This window comes from Symbiopectobacterium purcellii, from assembly GCF_019797845.1.
Classification (GTDB): domain Bacteria; phylum Pseudomonadota; class Gammaproteobacteria; order Enterobacterales; family Enterobacteriaceae; genus Symbiopectobacterium; species Symbiopectobacterium purcellii.
This window is the reverse complement of sequence record NZ_CP081864.1, coordinates 3,450,716-3,467,173: the sequence shown is the minus strand read 5'-3', so window position 1 is coordinate 3,467,173 and position 16,458 is coordinate 3,450,716. Positions and strand designations below refer to the sequence as shown.

Genomic DNA, 16,458 nt, shown 5'->3' with positions numbered 1-16,458 from the left:
ATGGATGAAATAACGTTCGCAGGCAATAAAGCGCTTTACCTGATTTTGACAATGTCGGCATTACCCATTGCTGTGGCCACCATAGTGGGGCTGTTGGTGGGTTTATTCCAGACAGTAACTCAGCTTCAAGAACAGACATTGCCTTTTGGCGTCAAGTTATTGAGCGTGGTGTTGTGTCTATTTCTTATTTCCGGGTGGTATGGCGATATTATGCTTAATTATGCTCGTGAAGTAATAAGAATAGCACTTTCGTGATAAGCAATATGTTTACTGGAATGTTTTTTGACCTTCACACCTGGCTTTATGAAATGGCTATGGTATCAGCTCGTCTGATGCCTGCGTTTATATTGCTGCCCTTTTTCAACAATAATACGTTGACTGGTGCTATCAGGTTACCCGTTGCCATGCTCACGGGCAGTGTGTTGTGGCCGCATACGGGAGAAGCGATGGCTGGGTACGATAACATCTGGTTTTTAATTTTAATCGGTAAGGAGTTGGCTGTTGGTCTGATCATCGCTGGTTTTCTGTGTTTGCCGTGTTGGGTTATGCACGCGACGGGCAGTTTTATTGACAATCAGCGTGGTGCAACCCTGAGTAGCATCATTGATCCACTTTCAGGCGTGGATACTTCCGAACTGGCTAACTTTTTCAACCTCTTTGCTGCGGTTATTGTGCTGCAAAGCGGTGGTCTGTTGTTAATGCTGGAGGTTTTCGAGAAAAGTTATCAATTATGGCAACCTTATCAGTTGGATATGCCTGCATATCGTACCGTTATCGGGTTCCTGACTTTGGTCGTGAAGAATGGCGTTATCCTTGCCAGCCCTTTGATTATTATTTTTTTGTTGTCTGAACTTTTTTTGGGGTTACTGGCACGGTTTGCCCCACAGTTGAATGCCTTTTCGCTGGCATTGACGGTTAAGAGCCTTATTGGATTCTTGTTATTACTGCTCTATTTCCCCCCCATATTGCCCGACCGCATTATGGATTTGCGCCTATATCCCGTTGATCTACTTGGCTGGTGATGCAGTGGTTAGCAAGTGGGAACCTGAAGTATAAAGGGAATTTATGTCTGGAAGTAAAACGGAAAAACCGACTGACAAAAAGAAAAAAGACGCGGCGAAAAAAGGTCAGTCATTTAAGAGTAAAGATTTGGTCATTGCTTGTCTGATATTGCTGGGCGTGCAATACCTGGTTAATTTTTCTGGTGTCTTCGAGTTGATGTCCATGTGGCGACTCGTCATCGAAAATGGTTTTACTCATGATACGCTTGGCTATGCTGAAGCGGTGTTTTGGACGGGGCTAAAGCTATTCTTACCGTTCTTATTACTTTGTATCGCTGCCTCGGTGTTTCCAACGTTATTACAAACCGGTTTTATGCTTGCCAGTAAAGCACTAAAACTGAATTTTAATGCGTTAAACCCGGTTAACGGTTTCAAGAAATTATTTAGTTTACGCACATTAAAAGATGTCGTGAAAACCTTACTTTTCCTGACGAGTTTTATTGTCGCCGCTATGGTATTTTGGAATAAAAATAAACATATGGTTTTCTCTCAGCTTAATGCTGAGCCTGTACATATATTCCTGGTGTGGGGGAAGCTTTTTGGTGCATTAATCTATCTGTGTTTATCCTGCGCGCTATTGGTGTTTGTATTGGATGCGCTTGCTGAGTATTTTCTTCATATAAGAGATCTCAAAATGGATAAGCAGGAGGTTAAGCGAGAATACAAAGAGCAAGACGGTGATCCAGAAATCAAATCTAAGCGTAAAGAGTTGCATGCTGAACTGTTGTCGGAACAAATAAAAACTGACATTGAAAAATCAGCGGTGATTATTGCTAACCCAACGCATGTTGCGGTTGGGATCTATCTCAATATGGAAGTGGTGGGTATTCCCTTTATCTCTGTACTGGAGAGAAATCAGAGAGCGCTTGCCGTCAGAGCTTATGCCGAGAAGGTGGGGGTTCCTGTTGTTGAAGATATTAAGCTGGCACGACGAATCTTTAAAACACACCAGCGATACTCTTTTGTCAGCATTGAAGAATTGGATAACGTCATTGGTATCCTTGTGTGGTTGCAACAAGTTGAAAATGCTTGGAAAAGTGAGAATGACTCACCCGCGTAAACACACGGTGAATGAGCGTTCTTTATGTGAATATCAAATAAACGCATGGTTTAATAATGGTCATCAGCAGTAAGCGGTGACCCTACTGAGGAGAGTGAAAATGGAACAAAATACTGGTGCTATCACCGAGCAGGAAGCAACGCTATTAATGACGGCAACATTGGAACATGGGGCTACATTAAAAGAGATTCATGGCATTACTGATGACATGATGGAAAATGTCTATGCGTATGCTTATCAGGCATACAAAAATGGCCAGTTAGATGAAGCGGAAAATTTGTTCCATTTTCTTTGCCTCTACGATCTTAAAAATCCAGATTACTTTATTGGTTTGGGTGCCGTGAATCAGGTAAAGAAAAATTACAGCAAGGCGTGTGATTTTTACTCATTAGCCTATGTCATGGCGGATAGTGATTTCAACCCTGTCTTTTATTCTGGGCAGTGTCAACTGCTTATGGGGAATGTTGTTAAGGCATTACAGTGCTTTGATATTATTTGCTCACGGTGTGAGGATTCGTCTTTAGTTGCTAAAGCTAAAGCGTACATGAGTACTATTCGTCAAAATATGGGAGAGAGTGAGGCGTTAAATGACGCTGAGCCCTCTGAGGAAACCGTTTAATTTCATAGGTCTTAAATAAATGGATGTCTCCAAAACAGGTAAAGCGATAAATCTTGCGAATTTGCCATCCAATACTGGAAAAGTAAGTGAAGCAATTTCAACGAAGACTCATATTTCTCAGGTAAAGGGAAAGGCTATTGACCAATTAGCCCAACAGCGTGCCAGGGAAATGATTGCTGACGATGTCTCGGCACAAACAGCATCTGCAACCTCGGAGAACGTTGAGTTACCCGCAATCCGCCAATCGACACCGTTAACCAGCAAAGCGAAAATGTTGTTTTTTATGGCGCAGTATCAGGATATTACCAATGGGATGGACGCGACGCAGCGTGCCAATGACTTGGCCGTATTTTTGACCCAGTCAGAAGCGCGCATGGATAAAGCACGTGAGCTGTCCGCGCATCTGGATGCGTTGCACCAAACCTACGATGGTCTTGAGGCGGAGTTTAACGAGGCGCAAAAAGGCGTTGATGGTGCAACAGATGATGTGACGCAAGCGCAGCGTAAGCTTGATGAGGCGCAGAAGTCCCTGGATGAATTGTTAGAACAATTAGGGGTTACAGACCCTGATGATCCGTCGCTGGCAGATAACCCTGATGTAACGCAAGCGAAGAAGGAGATTACTGATGCGCAAAAAGCGCTAGGCCACGCTCAATCAACGTTGTCCGATGCGCGCGCGGTTGCGGAGCAAAAGCTTTCTGCGATGCAGAGCGTCCTGAATGACATTAATGCCAATACGGCAGAAATGAATAAAAAGTACAACGATGTGGACCTGACATCAAAAGGTAGCGTCGTATCCAGCAATTCAGTGGTGCAATCAGAGAAAGCGCTGACTAAAACGGCGGTCATGATTATGCTGATCACCGAATTTATTATGCAAATTGAAGATGCATCTGCTGAAAAATTAAAAAATGATCTTGAACTGAACCGCATTCAAACCAAAGCGCGTCAGGCTGAAATGCAGCGTAAATCTGATGAATACGAAGAGCAGGTTCGTAAAGCAGAAGAAGCGCAAAAAATGGCCAGCTGTGTTGGTAAAATATTAGGCGGCCTGGCGATTGCGCTGGGGGCAATTACTACCGTATTTGGCGGTGGTGGTCTGGCACTAATGGCTGTCGGCATTTCCTTGATGGTCGCTGACCCCATTGTTGCGGCTATTACCGGAAAATCATTAACTGAAATGGTAATGGATCCCCTCATGGAGCATGTCTTTATGCCTCTTATGAATATTCTGGGCGATATTATCACGCAGATTTTTGATAAAACACCACTCGGCTTGCTGCTAAATGCTATCGATAAAGCGACGGGGGCTAACATGATGGATACTATCCATATGGTGGTCACTGCCGCTGTGGCTATTGCTGCCATTGTTGCTATTTCTTTAGTGGCTAAAACAGCAGCCAAATTCATGATAGAAAAAATGTCCCAGGCAATGACCTCTGCCATTATGCAGTCAATCAAGCAGGCAATAACGAAGGTCATTAATAAAATTATGCCGCAAATGGTTAATAACTCTATGAGACAAGGGAGTGCGGCATTAAGTCGAAGCATGCAATCTGTCACAAAACAGGTTGGGAAAGTTACAAAAGAGATCAATAAAAAGCTGGATAAGATTTCAGATAAAGTAAATGCCAATGTCATGAAGATTTTGAGAACAAACGATCCTGAAGATGCAAAGCGCTTGGGCAACATTGCGTTGAAACGATTGGAAATGTTGGAAAATGGCGTTCACACGGCGATGCCTGTTGTACAAAGTGGAATGAACATTAATATTTCAAATATCAGGCTCCAGGCAACAAAAGCCATTGCCGATTTTAATTTGGCCGCAATGGATGTCAGCATTTTGCGCGATCTTATTAGTAAAATTCTTACTAATCATGAAGAGGACTCCAAAGCATCTCAATCGGTAAATATGACGTTGTCTGACATGTTAAGTAATAAAGCCAACACTGGGAAGAGTGTTGTAAGAAATATCAGAGCCTAATAGGAGGCGTTATGACAGTATCTATTGCAAATCCCAATAATACCGTGTTTCAACCGCGAGCGACTGCTCTTCCTGATGAGATGCATCGCAAAGGTATGGATAATACCAGTTTCATCGAGAAATCAAGTTCCAAACCTTTGGATACCGCTGACTTAAATCAGAACAGAACGGTGTTAGTACAGCATGCATCCAGCCATCTTGTCGGCATTGATATTCGAATTCCTGATATCACTAAGCCCGTTTCTGACACGGATGTGAATTTGTTGAGCAAACAAATTTCTCTGTATTCTCAAAGTGGTTCTCTGATGCCTGCTCAGAATGAAAAAGTGTCTGCGCTACCGGAGAAAGAAATCGCTAGCCGGTCAGAGAAAATCATGTCTACGACAAGCTTTCTCGGTGGCTATAACAGCATGCGTCTTGCCCCGCTAATTGAGTTGGCGAAAACCGCATTATTGAGCAAACATGCTGAACAGGTCATGAAAACCAAGATGCTGGAAACAAGCCAGAAAAGCCTTGAAAGCTCTGTCGAGCACAGTATGCAGGCTGCTCAGGAGCAGTTCAAAAAGGATCTTACCAGTGGCATTGTGACAATTGGTATGTCGGTGGCCGGTGGAATCAAGTCCCATAGAGGGCATAGCCAGGCTATTAAAGGCTATGAGACTCAGGGAGCCAAAATTACGGACCATAAAAACCTGGGTAACGATCTCAATGCGCACGCAACGCTTTCACGCGGGAAGGATATGAACGATCCGATGTGGGCGAATGATATGACTCGCATGAAGCAATCTCCCAATAGTCAACACGTGAAAGCGGAGAGCGAGAATTTTCAACTCCAAACCACCCTAAGCGCCTCAAATCAACAAATTGATGTGGGGAAAGCGTTACAGAGTGGCGCTTTAGCAATGGGAACCATTTCTTCCGCTCAGATGATAGTGAGTCAGGCTGAGCAGAATGGCCTACAGCAATTGCGGCAATTTGATAAAGAAGTCTTTATGCAGGAGAGCCAACGAAACGATGAAAGAGCTCAGGATGCTGAAAAACTCAAGTCTGCATTGTTGGAAACGCTCGAAAATATCGCGAAAGGTATCAGCGATACTGCCAGTGTGGTTGCCAATAATACCAAAATGTAATTGCTAAACATTGATAATGATATAAAGCCGCCTGTTGATACAGGCGGTTTCTTCAGAGGAAAATATGGAAATATTATCTACTACCAGGCCCTCATTTCGGGTTGATAGTTATTCACAGGATCAATCTGCTAATCATTGTTTTTTGCAGGAGCCGGTCGCTGATGAGATGAATATATCCCCCCGCAGTGATGGTACGCATCGCATTCTTCTCGGTCCTTTCTCGTTTATCATGGCTGAGGGGGCAAAGCTGGAAGATTTTTTAAAAAATTTAAATTTCAGTGGCTTTCTTGATGAAATGAAGACTATCCAGGCACGGAGAGAGCTTCTCAGTCATGATGTACAAAAAAGAATGTGTGTTCTCGATGATCTGTATTTGCAGAATCCTGAATTGAGAAATAAGGCGCTGTCGTCTGATACAAAAGAGCTGGTCTATTCGACGCTGACAAAACAGGGGAGTACTTCCTACGCAGCGCTCATGTCCAGCGTCTCGAATTCTGACGTGTTTAGTACCTTATCAAGTAAAGAGATTAATGACCTGATCGCTAGTGCAATTGGGGAAATGTCTGAAAGCTATTTGGATGTTTTTCAACAAGCTGTTGAGAAGAATTCGCAGTTTTATAAGGACTTTTCTGATTTTATATCCACGCTGCCACAATTCATTTCCGCCGATGGTGATAAAACCATTCTGCATGGCACAGAATTCAGAAAAAGTCTCAAAGAATTGATGGACAAATATCCTGTTCCAGGTATGTCAACGACCTTATTTCCTGTTCAAACGGGGTCTACAGTTCAAGGCGCTAGCCGTGAGGAGTGTGAAGCCTGGGCAAGAGAGTTTGGACTCAGCACTGATGACTGTATTTTTCAGTTACCCGATGGCACTTATATTGTTCATATTGATATTAGTCCCTTGGAGAATATTTATAACTCAGTGGAAAATAAAGATATGTCGTTCAACGCAGCACAGTGGTCTGCATGGCAGACTGGCGTTGATATGCAAAAAGATCATATCCAAAACAGCATGCAAACATTAACCCAGAAATTTGCAAACGCACATTCGACGTTTGATAATTTAGTTAAAGTATTGAGTAGCACAATTGCAAGCCTTTTGGATTGTGATAAGCAATTCTTTGTCTAGGGAGGTAGCATGATGAATAATAAAGTTATACATATACACACAGTACGTAATTCTTATCCTGCTGTTAGAGGAGTAAAGGAAAATGTTAAATTTAAATCACTAAAAAACGTGCGTCAATCCAATAAAACATACCGAGCCTCTGGCGGGAAGTTCAAAGGCAAAATAGGCTTGATAAAGCAAATGGCTCAAGACCCCGCTCTGTGTATTAAGAAAGATTTTATGGGGGTTAGGAACAACGCGAATCGCAGTGAAGTGTTAAACCAAAATGTGGAGGTTCCGAAGTCTTGTGCTGAAGATGCGGTAGGAATCAATAATTTCCTTAACTCACTTCCTAACAGTATAGATTTTTCAAAAAAAATGGAACAGGATGCGATTGAGTTTTGGAAAAGTAAAAAAGATATCAAGGGATTTGGTGATTTTTTATCAGTACTCACTGCGCCTGGTAGTAATAATCAAGCTATACAGAAAGTTAAGCTAGCATTGGTTATGACTCAAAAGTTACATGATTCATATGCCGAAAACGATACGTCGAATATTGATGCTGTAAAAAAGAATGTTAAGTTTCTTGTCGATAATGTAAATAAGTATAAGTTGGGTTTTAATTCACCAATTGCGGGTTCTTCGAGAAAAGGCTTTAAAGCACTCAAGTCATTTGATAAATTTATGGATGGAATTTCCGATGCGGCAAAATTAAAAGGTTTGGATTATAATAAAGAAATTCATATCATGGTTATGAATGAAATTAAGTCTTTGCCGGATAGTCATTTGCGTGATGTACTCCATAAGGAGTGGGAGAATGGCCCTTTCCGTGAGTCAATCCGAGTTTTTGAAAAGATGGAAAATGTTATTAATTCAACGAGTGGGTTCCTGCGTGCGGATGCTCTTTTCTCTCATCACCCCATCAAGTTAGATCTCTTTAAGGACTACTTGAAGCGTACCCCTCAGGCCAAGGCAGGCGAAAATCCTGCTAGCGATCGGGGAGCGAATCAAGCGCTTCATGCAGCATCATTCACTCGGCCACGGGAGCAGTTTGCTACAACGTTAAGCAAAGCCAAAAGTAACGCAGCGCTTGTGCAATCTTCTGAACCTCGGTCGCAAGAGGGGGTTCGTCCTTCGATTGAACCTTATATCGGGCCAAACCGAACAGGACGCACCGGCGCCGCAGAGTTTAAGCGTTATTGGCAATCAGCAAAACTAACTAATCCGAATTCTCACGTTAGGGCAGGCGAAAATCCTGCTAGCGATCGGGGAGCGAATCAAGCGCTTCATGCAGCATCATTCACTCGGCCACGGGAGCAGTTTGCTACAACGTTAAGCAAAGCCAAAAGTAACGCAGCGCTTGTGCAATCTTCTGAACCTCGGTCGCAAGAGGGGGTTCGTCCTTCGATTGAACCTTATATCGGGCCAAACCGAACAGGACGCACCGGCGCCGCAGAGTTTAAGCGTTATTGGCAATCAGCAAAACTAACTAATCCGAATTCTCACGTTAGGGCAGGCGAAAATCCTGCTAGCGATCGGGGAGCGAATCAAGCGCTTCATGCAGCATCATTCACTCGGCCACGGGAGCAGTTTGCTACAACGTTAAGCAAAGCCAAAAGTAACGCAGCGCTTGTGCAATCTTCTGAACCTCGGTCGCAAGAGGGGGTTCGTCCTTCGATTGAACCTTATATCGGGCCAAACCGAACAGGACGCACCGGCGCCGCAGAGTTTAAGCGTTATTGGCAATCAGCAAAACTAACTAATCCGAATTCTCACGTTAGGGCAGGCGAAAATCCTGCTAGCGATCGGGGAGCGAATCAAGCGCTTCATGCAGCATCATTCACTCGGCCACGGGAGCAGTTTGCTACAACGTTAAGCAAAGCCAAAAGTAACGCAGCGCTTGTGCAATCTTCTGAACCTCGGTCGCAAGAGGGGGTTCGTCCTTCGATTGAACCTTATATCGGGCCAAACCGAACAGGACGCACCGGCGCCGCAGAGTTTAAGCGTTATTGGCAATCAGCAAAACTAACTAATCCGAATTCTCACGTTAGGGCAGGCGAAAATCCTGCTAGCGATCGGGGAGCGAATCAAGCGCTTCATGCAGCATCATTCACTCGGCCACGGGAGCAGTTTGCTACAACGTTAAGCAAAGCCAAAAGTAACGCAGCGCTTGTGCAATCTTCTGAACCTCGGTCGCAAGAGGGGGTTCGTCCTTCGATTGAACCTTATATCGGGCCAAACCGAACAGGACGCACCGGCGCCGCAGAGTTTAAGCGTTATTGGCAATCAGCAAAACTAACTAATCCGAATTCTCACGTTAGGGCAGGCGAAAATCCTGCTAGCGATCGGGGAGCGAATCAAGCGCTTCATGCAGCATCATTCACTCGGCCACGGGAGCAGTTTGCTACAACGTTAAGCAAAGCCAAAAGTAACGCAGCGCTTGTGCAATCTTCTGAACCTCGGTCGCAAGAGGGGGTTCGTCCTTCGATTGAACCTTATATCGGGCCAAACCGAACAGGACGCACCGGCGCCGCAGAGTTTAAGCGTTATTGGCAATCAGCAAAACTAACTAATCCGAATTCTCACGTTAGGGCAGGCGAAAATCCTGCTAGCGATCGGGGAGCGAATCAAGCGCTTCATGCAGCATCATTCACTCGGCCACGGGAGCAGTTTGCTACAACGTTAAGCAAAGCCAAAAGTAACGCAGCGCTTGTGCAATCTTCTGAACCTCGGTCGCAAGAGGGGGTTCGTCCTTCGATTGAACCTTATATCGGGCCAAACCGAACAGGACGCACCGGCGCCGCAGAGTTTAAGCGTTATTGGCAATCAGCAAAACTAACTAATCCGAATTCTCACGTTAGGGCAGGCGAAAATCCTGCTAGCGATCGGGGAGCGAATCAAGCGCTTCATGCAGCATCATTCACTCGGCCACGGGAGCAGTTTGCTACAACGTTAAGCAAAGCCAAAAGTAACGCAGCGCTTGTGCAATCTTCTGAACCTCGGTCGCAAGAGGGGGTTCGTCCTTCGATTGAACCTTATATCGGGCCAAACCGAACAGGACGCACCGGCGCCGCAGAGTTTAAGCGTTATTGGCAATCAGCAAAACTAACTAATCCGAATTCTCACGTTAGGGCAGGCGAAAATCCTGCTAGCGATCGGGGAGCGAATCAAGCGCTTCATGCAGCATCATTCACTCGGCCACGGGAGCAGTTTGCTACAACGTTAAGCAAAGCCAAAAGTAACGCAGCGCTTGTGCAATCTTCTGAACCTCGGTCGCAAGAGGGGGTTCGTCCTTCGATTGAACCTTATATCGGGCCAAACCGAACAGGACGCACCGGCGCCGCAGAGTTTAAGCGTTATTGGCAATCAGCAAACAAAACGATTGCTGAAACCGATACCCAGGCAGGACGCTATGAAAAGGCGCTGCAGACAAGATCGAACCCCGCAGGGGGCGAAAACCCTGGTGAGCGTGATGGCAGCAGAGGCAACATGAAAGCGCACAATGTGTTTGATACACAGCCTCAAAAAACCACTGCTGCACCTGCACAGGCAATGCGTCAACAACCGTCGTCGATGGATGCTGCTGTTATCAGCACGCAAAAGTCTAATACCTATATGGGACCACACAGAACGGGTAGGACCGGCGCAGCAGATTTCAAAAAATATGCATCGAATTCAGATGCATCTACAGTAGGCCATGCGCTAAACGGGCCAGGCAGTATCGGGCGTGATGCTGAACCTTTAGCCAAAGCGGCCTCGAGCAGCACCATTGAAAAGCGGGCTGTAGACAAAACGGATGCAGCTACCCCAGTGGCCAGTGGCGTTGAACACGCTGCGCGTGTTTCTCAACACAAAGCGCGCGTTGAACCTGAAACCATGAAGGTTGAAACTACAGATGATGTGTTAGCGGCGGATTCTGCGTCCGACATCAGCGCTGCCAGAGAGCCCTCTTTGGCCAATCGTCACCAGGTGGCATCTTCGGGAGAAAATAAGACGGTTACTGCTGCGGGCAATGCCCCCTACAAAGGTCCTTTTTGGACAGGAAGGCAAGGTGCTACGGCAAAGCAATCTTATATCAATACTGACGGGGTTACTAAAAAGTAAACCGTTAACATCCTTTAGGGATGAGAAGTGGTCGTCCTGTCGGGTACAAGCGACCTGACGTCATTTTAATTGGCTTATTCTGTGAGATTTAGAAGGAATAGTAATGAATCAAAACGTTGAGGAACGCATCAATAATGTGGTTTCTTCTATTATAAATTGTTCTTCTGCGGATGTATTACCAGAGAAACATCTATATTACGATCTATTGGCTGATTCACTGATGATGATGGATCTGATGTTAGTGCTAGAACAGGAGTTTGCACTTAACATTAAAGATGATGGGCTGGACGATGTAAACTATGTTAAGGATCTCTATCGACTGATTCATGAACAATGCCATTAATATAAATGTGGGTCGGGGTGTTACTCGGCCCATTACTCATTCCTTGTCCCCCCCTCTTTACTTTCTCAGTCGCTTGTCCTTTCTAAAAATAACCAATTATATTGACGATATGTACTCTTTTCTATGTGGGAATATACACTCTCATTATTTTTCTTGACAATCATTAGGTTACTGGCTGCCAAATCTGATGTGAAATCAATTTTCCATTATTATTGAATCAAGATGTTGGTAGCTAGCTGGTATATCTTGTCAAAAATGAATGTAATGGTATCGATTTCCTTGAGAATTTAGCAATGTTATTGGATGAAGATAGAAATATCGATAAAGAAAAAAGGATAGTCGTTAGGCTGCTTAACGGCGTTTTACGTGGATGTGAGTTTGCTTTGCTTGAAGGGAACACACTTTTTCTTTCAACTGATGAAAAAACGATTAGCAAGCAATATAATGGCACGCAGATGCCTGATAATACTATTTATATTCCGGCTGAACAGACGGATGTAAGTTTCGAGATAATCGTTAAACTGAGTGATTCATGCCATGTTTATATGCGTGAGATCTCAGACGATGGCTCACCAATGACTGCATTGTCAGAAAATGAAGTTATCACCGTCGGGATGCAAAAATTTGCCTGGCGAAATCAGTATTCTGAATTCTCGGACGACATCTTATCCGGGGAATATCCGGACAGCGCCAAGGCACAAGCCTCAGCGACGGCTGAGGTTGTTAAGAATACTAAAAGTGTATGGTATGCGTCGTTGGCAGCGGTTGCCTTATTGAGTGCTGTATTCGCTGCGGGTTATGGTTACCTGACGGGAACGCAGCGCCAGCTTGATAATGTCTCAACATTATTGAATTTTGCATCCGATGATTATCAGATAGTTTATGCTCGTGATAATTGGATTTATGTTTTTGCTGGTAGTGAGAAAGCGAGTGATTGGGCTATTCAAACCATGGTCAGAAATCCGCTGCGTCAACAGGTTATTGTTGTCAATATTGCCAGTGAAGAGGAGCGAATTTCGCGTTGGGTGGAAACCTATTGGCCTGCACTGAAGTTCTATCAGGTACGGTTGAGTGATCCTCAACACCCAATGCTTAGAATTAGTAAAGAAAGAAATGAATTAAGTGAAAAGGTACGCGGCGATTTTATTGCTGCACTTAAAGAAAAATTTCCCTATATGGATTCAGTAAGATTCGACAATCTGGAGGATAAAACAATCAGGAGCATTGCCAATCAAGGATTGAAAAAAATGGCGCTCTCTTTTCGTGAAATAGACAATGGCGATACTGTCACCTTTGTTATATTGGGCGTCATTGAGGATGGTATGCTCGAAAGTATCAAAAACTTTGTCAATCAATACTATCAACAGTGGGGAGTGAGATATGTTCACTTTTCTGTTGAGCTGGAAACAGATTGGTTCAAAGATAAATCATTTAAATTTGGCGAACAAAGCTACATAAAGCTTGGCGCTGGACATTGGTATTTTCCAAAAACATAAGTAAGGATTTTATATGAGCGACATAAGTGCAGAAAGTACATGGAATGGGTTTTTGTCAAATAAATCGTCAACCTTTGACAATGGTGTAGTAGAGCTTAATTCTGAATTGGAGTTGGCGCTGAAAGAACTGGCAGCAGACCCTTCTAACCCAGAGCTGCTGGCGACTTATCAGTCTCGTTTGTCAGAGTATACGCTGTACCGTAACGCGCAATCTAACGTTGTGAAGGTATACAAAGATGTGGGCTCTGCGATTATTACCAACTTCCGTTAATGCTGTTACCAGGATTAGGCTATGAATCATAACACCAGTATGGTGACACAGTTATCTGGCAATTGGCATGATATTACCATGCCAGAATCTGCCCATGTGTCGCTGGAAGATCGTTTGCTTCGCGCTTATGCGCGGGAATCGGTAAATATGTCTGCGGAACAGCGTAACGTGATTTCGTTGTTGGAAAACACCAATGCTTCCACAGATCCTGAAATGTTGGCAGAACTTCAACAGCGAACTTCTGACTATAACTTACATGTATCACTCATCAGTACATTGACGCGTAAAGGGGTCAGTACTGTTGAAACATTACTACGTTCATAATCATGAATAAATACCTGTTATTTCCCATACTGGCAGTTTTTCTTGTAGGTTGTAAGCAAGATGTTTTGCTGAAAGGGTTAGATCAACAACAGGCTAATGAAGTTATTGCGCTTTTACAGCGCAATAACATCAAGGTTGATAAAAATGAGATCAAAAAAGAGGGATATAGTCTCTCTGTCAGCTCTCAAGATTTTTCGGCTTCTGTTGATTTAATGAATACTTATGGGCTGCCACGTCCACCAGCGATCGATATTGCACAGATGTTTCCTGCTGATGCGCTTGTTTCTTCTCCGCGCGCTGAGAAGGCTCGCCTCTATTCCGGCATCGAGCAACGACTTGAGCATTCGTTGCTGTCAATTTCTGGGGTCGTTTCTGCTCACGTACATGTGAGCTACGATATGAGCTCCAGCGATGGCGATAGGAGAAGATCGGCCGTTCATATTTCAACGTTGCTCAATCATGATAACAGCATTACAGATACCACCTTGTTAATCAGTGACGTAAAGCGCTTTCTTAAAAATAGTTTTGAGGATGTTAATTACGACAATATTTCTGTTGTGTTATCTAAAATTAATGACGTTCAGCGGCATGCACCGGTATCCATTCAAGCTGCAAAGTCTAACACACCGACATGGTTAATAAGCCTTGGTGTGGTAACCGTTGCCTTGTTAGCCGCGATGCTGTTGTTCATTAGTCAACGTCAGCATGCATTTTTAGATAAGTTAAAGAAGCGTGTCCTGACGCAGACGAATAATAAAACTGCATCGGATGATCCTAAACTCAACGTAGATGTCCCAGAAGATAGAAAATAGCGGATATCTGAATGTCATGGAAAGAGTAATGGATAAAGAGCAAAGGGAATTCAGTAATAGCCTGAATATCATATATAATCCGTTATCCTGGATTCACCCAAAACGTTTTTCACTGCCCCCTGTGTTTTCGTCGCCAGGGTGTCATCGAATTATAAATGATATTTTAATCGAAAACTTTTCCCTTTCGGTTGAACCGCTCGATCTGAATAATGAAAGAGAGCGATATTTAGCTGCGCATTGGCATTTGCTAACCAAGGCGGCCTTTATGGTGGCTTGTCAACGCTATAAGAGCAATCTGTTTCAGTGTGGAATCTGGTGGAAGCTTGAGAAATCTGTCAGGCAATTTTCATTGTTGAATCTGCTTGAAAGTAATCCGGTGAGTACATTTTCTTATTCCCTGGAGCAGTATTCATTGTGCGCTAAACAAGAGATTGACTTATTCTCCGCTTCTGTCTCCACGGCAATGAGAGAACGACTGCCATTATTGTTTTTTGCAGACAACGATGTGGAGAACGTACCGCCGATACCAATCGGTGATAATGAATTCGCAATGAGGATGGCTATTCAATATGCTCAAAGAAGTTGAGACATCATATGCCAATATGCTGCAAGAAAATGTGCTGCTAACAAACAAAAATCGTGTAGCACATAATCTGAGAATCAGCGTCGTGGCGCAGGCCAGGGAACATGCCAAAAAGATCATCAGCGATGCCAGTCGTGACGCCGAGGCAATACGCCAGCAGGCCTATCGCAATGGTTATGAACACGGCGTGGTGACGTCAATCGAAACAGTAACCGGTTTTATTCAGGATAAACAAGGCATTGTGAATGAACTCTATGGACAGGTACGCCAACGGGCAAAGCGCTTGTTGAGTGACACTGTCAATAAGGAAAGCGTGATCTGTGCCTTGTTTGAGAGTTGGGCCGATGAGATTGATGGCCGAGATGACAAAACGCCTTTTTATATTCTGCTGCCCAGCGACAGACGCCGCTATAAACGCAGATTAATGGCCTATATTGATAGTATGCACCGGGGAGGCGTTATTTTTGAGTATCATCAAGATTTGCGATATGTATTCAAGTATCGCGATCAACTGGTTGAATTTTTACCAGAGACGTTTGTTGATAATCAAATAGATACATTTTTTGACACGCAATCAATGCATGAAAGTTGTGAACAGCTTTCTCAGCAAACACTGGAAAAGCTTTACGCGCAACTTGGGACGTATTCACCGTTGCGTGAGATGTTGATATCGGATGATGATGATAATTAAGGAAAATAAGTGATGACAACGATTAATTCTTTATTAAATTCCACCACTGTGCTTTATGAAAATGATGGAAATATCAAAGAAATCAGCGAGATGGTCAAAGAACTAAGCGATGAGGAGCGCAATAATTATGCCATGCGGTTTATGTACAACGAGTGGATGCAAAAAGTCTTGTTATCAGATGGGCTCGATCCTGATGAAAATTATGACTGGTAAGCCCGTTTTTTTCGCTGCCAGCACTTTATTCTTATCGCTGTTGTTAGTAGGATGTCAGTCTGCGACACGCTCAGTTCCAGATAGCGCTGGGAGTAATAGCAGAAACAGTATCAGCCTTGACGGTGCAGGAAAAGCATGTCGTAGCGATCCCCTTTATAGTGCTTCAGGCGGGCCCAATGAGCTCTACGCTGAAATGACTGAATGCGTTCGTGCTCAGAAGTTCGACCGAGCCGTATTCCTTTATGCCCTGGCGGGAAGCTACACATGGTTCGATGCAAACCGTATTGGTACACAATATGCCAAGATGGCACATGGAAAACTCTTAGGTGAAGCCTTGGCGCAATTGTCCGAAAAGCAGGTGAGTCAATTTTGGGAGCGGATTCGTGCGACGATGCAAGATCCCGCCAAGAAATCCATGATATGTGACAGGGTGAAGCAGGCTGGCATGCCTTCGCATAGCATAGATTACATGCGTGTTGATAAGTCTTCGAGCGTGCCTGCCAAACCGAAAGAGCAGTACCAGTGGGATATGGCTGTCGATAATTACCTATTATGTAAGTAATATTGCCACTTGGCGATATTAAATTTTAATTTTTCCTATCTTTGTAGTATTTTATATTTATGAAGGTGTTGTTTTTTTTACTCGGGATTTT

General features: G+C 44.0%; 17 protein-coding genes. All 17 read left to right on the top strand.

Annotated elements, in window-relative coordinates:
* The 17 genes from K6K13_RS16255 to K6K13_RS16175 all read left to right on the top strand — a co-directional run bounded on the left by K6K13_RS16255 (position 1) and on the right by K6K13_RS16175 (position 16,367).
* On the top strand, positions 1 to 255 hold the full coding sequence (locus K6K13_RS16255) for an EscS/YscS/HrcS family type III secretion system export apparatus protein (RefSeq protein ID WP_222157919.1): 255 nt from the start codon (positions 1 to 3) through the stop codon (positions 253 to 255).
* Positions 256 to 263: 8 nt separating this feature from the next.
* Entirely contained in the window at positions 264 to 1,022 is a 759-nt protein-coding gene (sctT, locus tag K6K13_RS16250) for a type III secretion system export apparatus subunit SctT (RefSeq protein WP_222157918.1), read from the top strand.
* Between the two features lie 43 nt (positions 1,023 to 1,065).
* Positions 1,066 to 2,121: an EscU/YscU/HrcU family type III secretion system export apparatus switch protein gene (locus K6K13_RS16245; RefSeq protein ID WP_222157917.1), complete on the top strand. Its 1,056-nt coding sequence runs from the start codon at positions 1,066 to 1,068 to the stop codon at positions 2,119 to 2,121.
* Positions 2,122 to 2,221: 100 nt separating this feature from the next.
* A complete protein-coding gene (locus tag K6K13_RS16240) occupies positions 2,222 to 2,740 on the top strand; it encodes a SycD/LcrH family type III secretion system chaperone (protein ID WP_222157916.1) in 519 nt (172 codons plus the stop codon).
* Between the two features lie 19 nt (positions 2,741 to 2,759).
* Positions 2,760 to 4,724 carry a type III secretion system translocon subunit SseC family protein gene (gene sctE / locus K6K13_RS16235; protein WP_222157915.1) on the top strand — a complete coding sequence of 655 codons (1,965 nt, stop codon included), beginning with the start codon at positions 2,760 to 2,762 and terminating at the stop codon, positions 4,722 to 4,724.
* An 11-nt stretch (positions 4,725 to 4,735) separates the two neighbouring features.
* Complete coding sequence (locus K6K13_RS16230; protein WP_222157914.1) at positions 4,736 to 5,854, top strand: IpaC/SipC family type III secretion system effector; 1,119 nt, start codon at positions 4,736 to 4,738, stop codon at positions 5,852 to 5,854.
* Between the two features lie 64 nt (positions 5,855 to 5,918).
* Positions 5,919 to 6,989, top strand: a complete 1,071-nt coding sequence (locus tag K6K13_RS16225) for an IpaD/SipD/SspD family type III secretion system needle tip protein (protein ID WP_222157913.1) — start codon at positions 5,919 to 5,921, stop codon at positions 6,987 to 6,989.
* Between the two features lie 9 nt (positions 6,990 to 6,998).
* Complete coding sequence (locus K6K13_RS16220) at positions 6,999 to 11,072, top strand: hypothetical protein (protein WP_222157912.1); 4,074 nt, start codon at positions 6,999 to 7,001, stop codon at positions 11,070 to 11,072.
* A 103-nt stretch (positions 11,073 to 11,175) separates the two neighbouring features.
* Positions 11,176 to 11,415, top strand: coding sequence for an acyl carrier protein (locus K6K13_RS16215; RefSeq protein ID WP_222157911.1), 240 nt, complete (start codon positions 11,176 to 11,178; stop codon positions 11,413 to 11,415).
* Between the two features lie 293 nt (positions 11,416 to 11,708).
* Entirely contained in the window at positions 11,709 to 12,911 is a 1,203-nt protein-coding gene (locus tag K6K13_RS16210; RefSeq protein ID WP_222157910.1) for a PrgH/EprH family type III secretion apparatus protein, read from the top strand.
* 13 nt (positions 12,912 to 12,924) lie between these two features.
* Positions 12,925 to 13,182: a type III secretion system needle complex protein gene (locus K6K13_RS16205; protein WP_222157909.1), complete on the top strand. Its 258-nt coding sequence runs from the start codon at positions 12,925 to 12,927 to the stop codon at positions 13,180 to 13,182.
* A gap of 21 nt (positions 13,183 to 13,203) precedes the next feature.
* On the top strand, positions 13,204 to 13,506 hold the full coding sequence (sctI, locus tag K6K13_RS16200; RefSeq protein ID WP_222157908.1) for a type III secretion system inner rod subunit SctI: 303 nt from the start codon (positions 13,204 to 13,206) through the stop codon (positions 13,504 to 13,506).
* Positions 13,507 to 13,508: 2 nt separating this feature from the next.
* The gene (sctJ, locus tag K6K13_RS16195; RefSeq protein ID WP_222157907.1) at positions 13,509 to 14,318 is read left to right on the top strand and encodes a type III secretion system inner membrane ring lipoprotein SctJ; all 810 of its coding nucleotides are present in this window, start codon (positions 13,509 to 13,511) and stop codon (positions 14,316 to 14,318) included.
* 28 nt (positions 14,319 to 14,346) lie between these two features.
* Positions 14,347 to 14,904 carry an OrgA/MxiK family T3SS sorting platform protein gene (locus K6K13_RS16190; protein WP_222157906.1) on the top strand — a complete coding sequence of 186 codons (558 nt, stop codon included), beginning with the start codon at positions 14,347 to 14,349 and terminating at the stop codon, positions 14,902 to 14,904.
* A complete protein-coding gene (locus K6K13_RS16185; protein WP_222157905.1) occupies positions 14,888 to 15,592 on the top strand; it encodes a hypothetical protein in 705 nt (234 codons plus the stop codon). Before K6K13_RS16190 ends, K6K13_RS16185 begins: the two co-directional genes overlap by 17 nt.
* Before the next feature lie 12 nt (positions 15,593 to 15,604).
* Complete coding sequence (locus K6K13_RS16180) at positions 15,605 to 15,805, top strand: hypothetical protein (protein WP_222157904.1); 201 nt, start codon at positions 15,605 to 15,607, stop codon at positions 15,803 to 15,805.
* Positions 15,786 to 16,367, top strand: coding sequence for a hypothetical protein (locus tag K6K13_RS16175; RefSeq protein ID WP_222157903.1), 582 nt, complete (start codon positions 15,786 to 15,788; stop codon positions 16,365 to 16,367). The genes K6K13_RS16180 and K6K13_RS16175 overlap by 20 nt, the downstream gene beginning before the upstream one ends.
* Positions 16,368 to 16,458 lie beyond the last annotated feature (91 nt).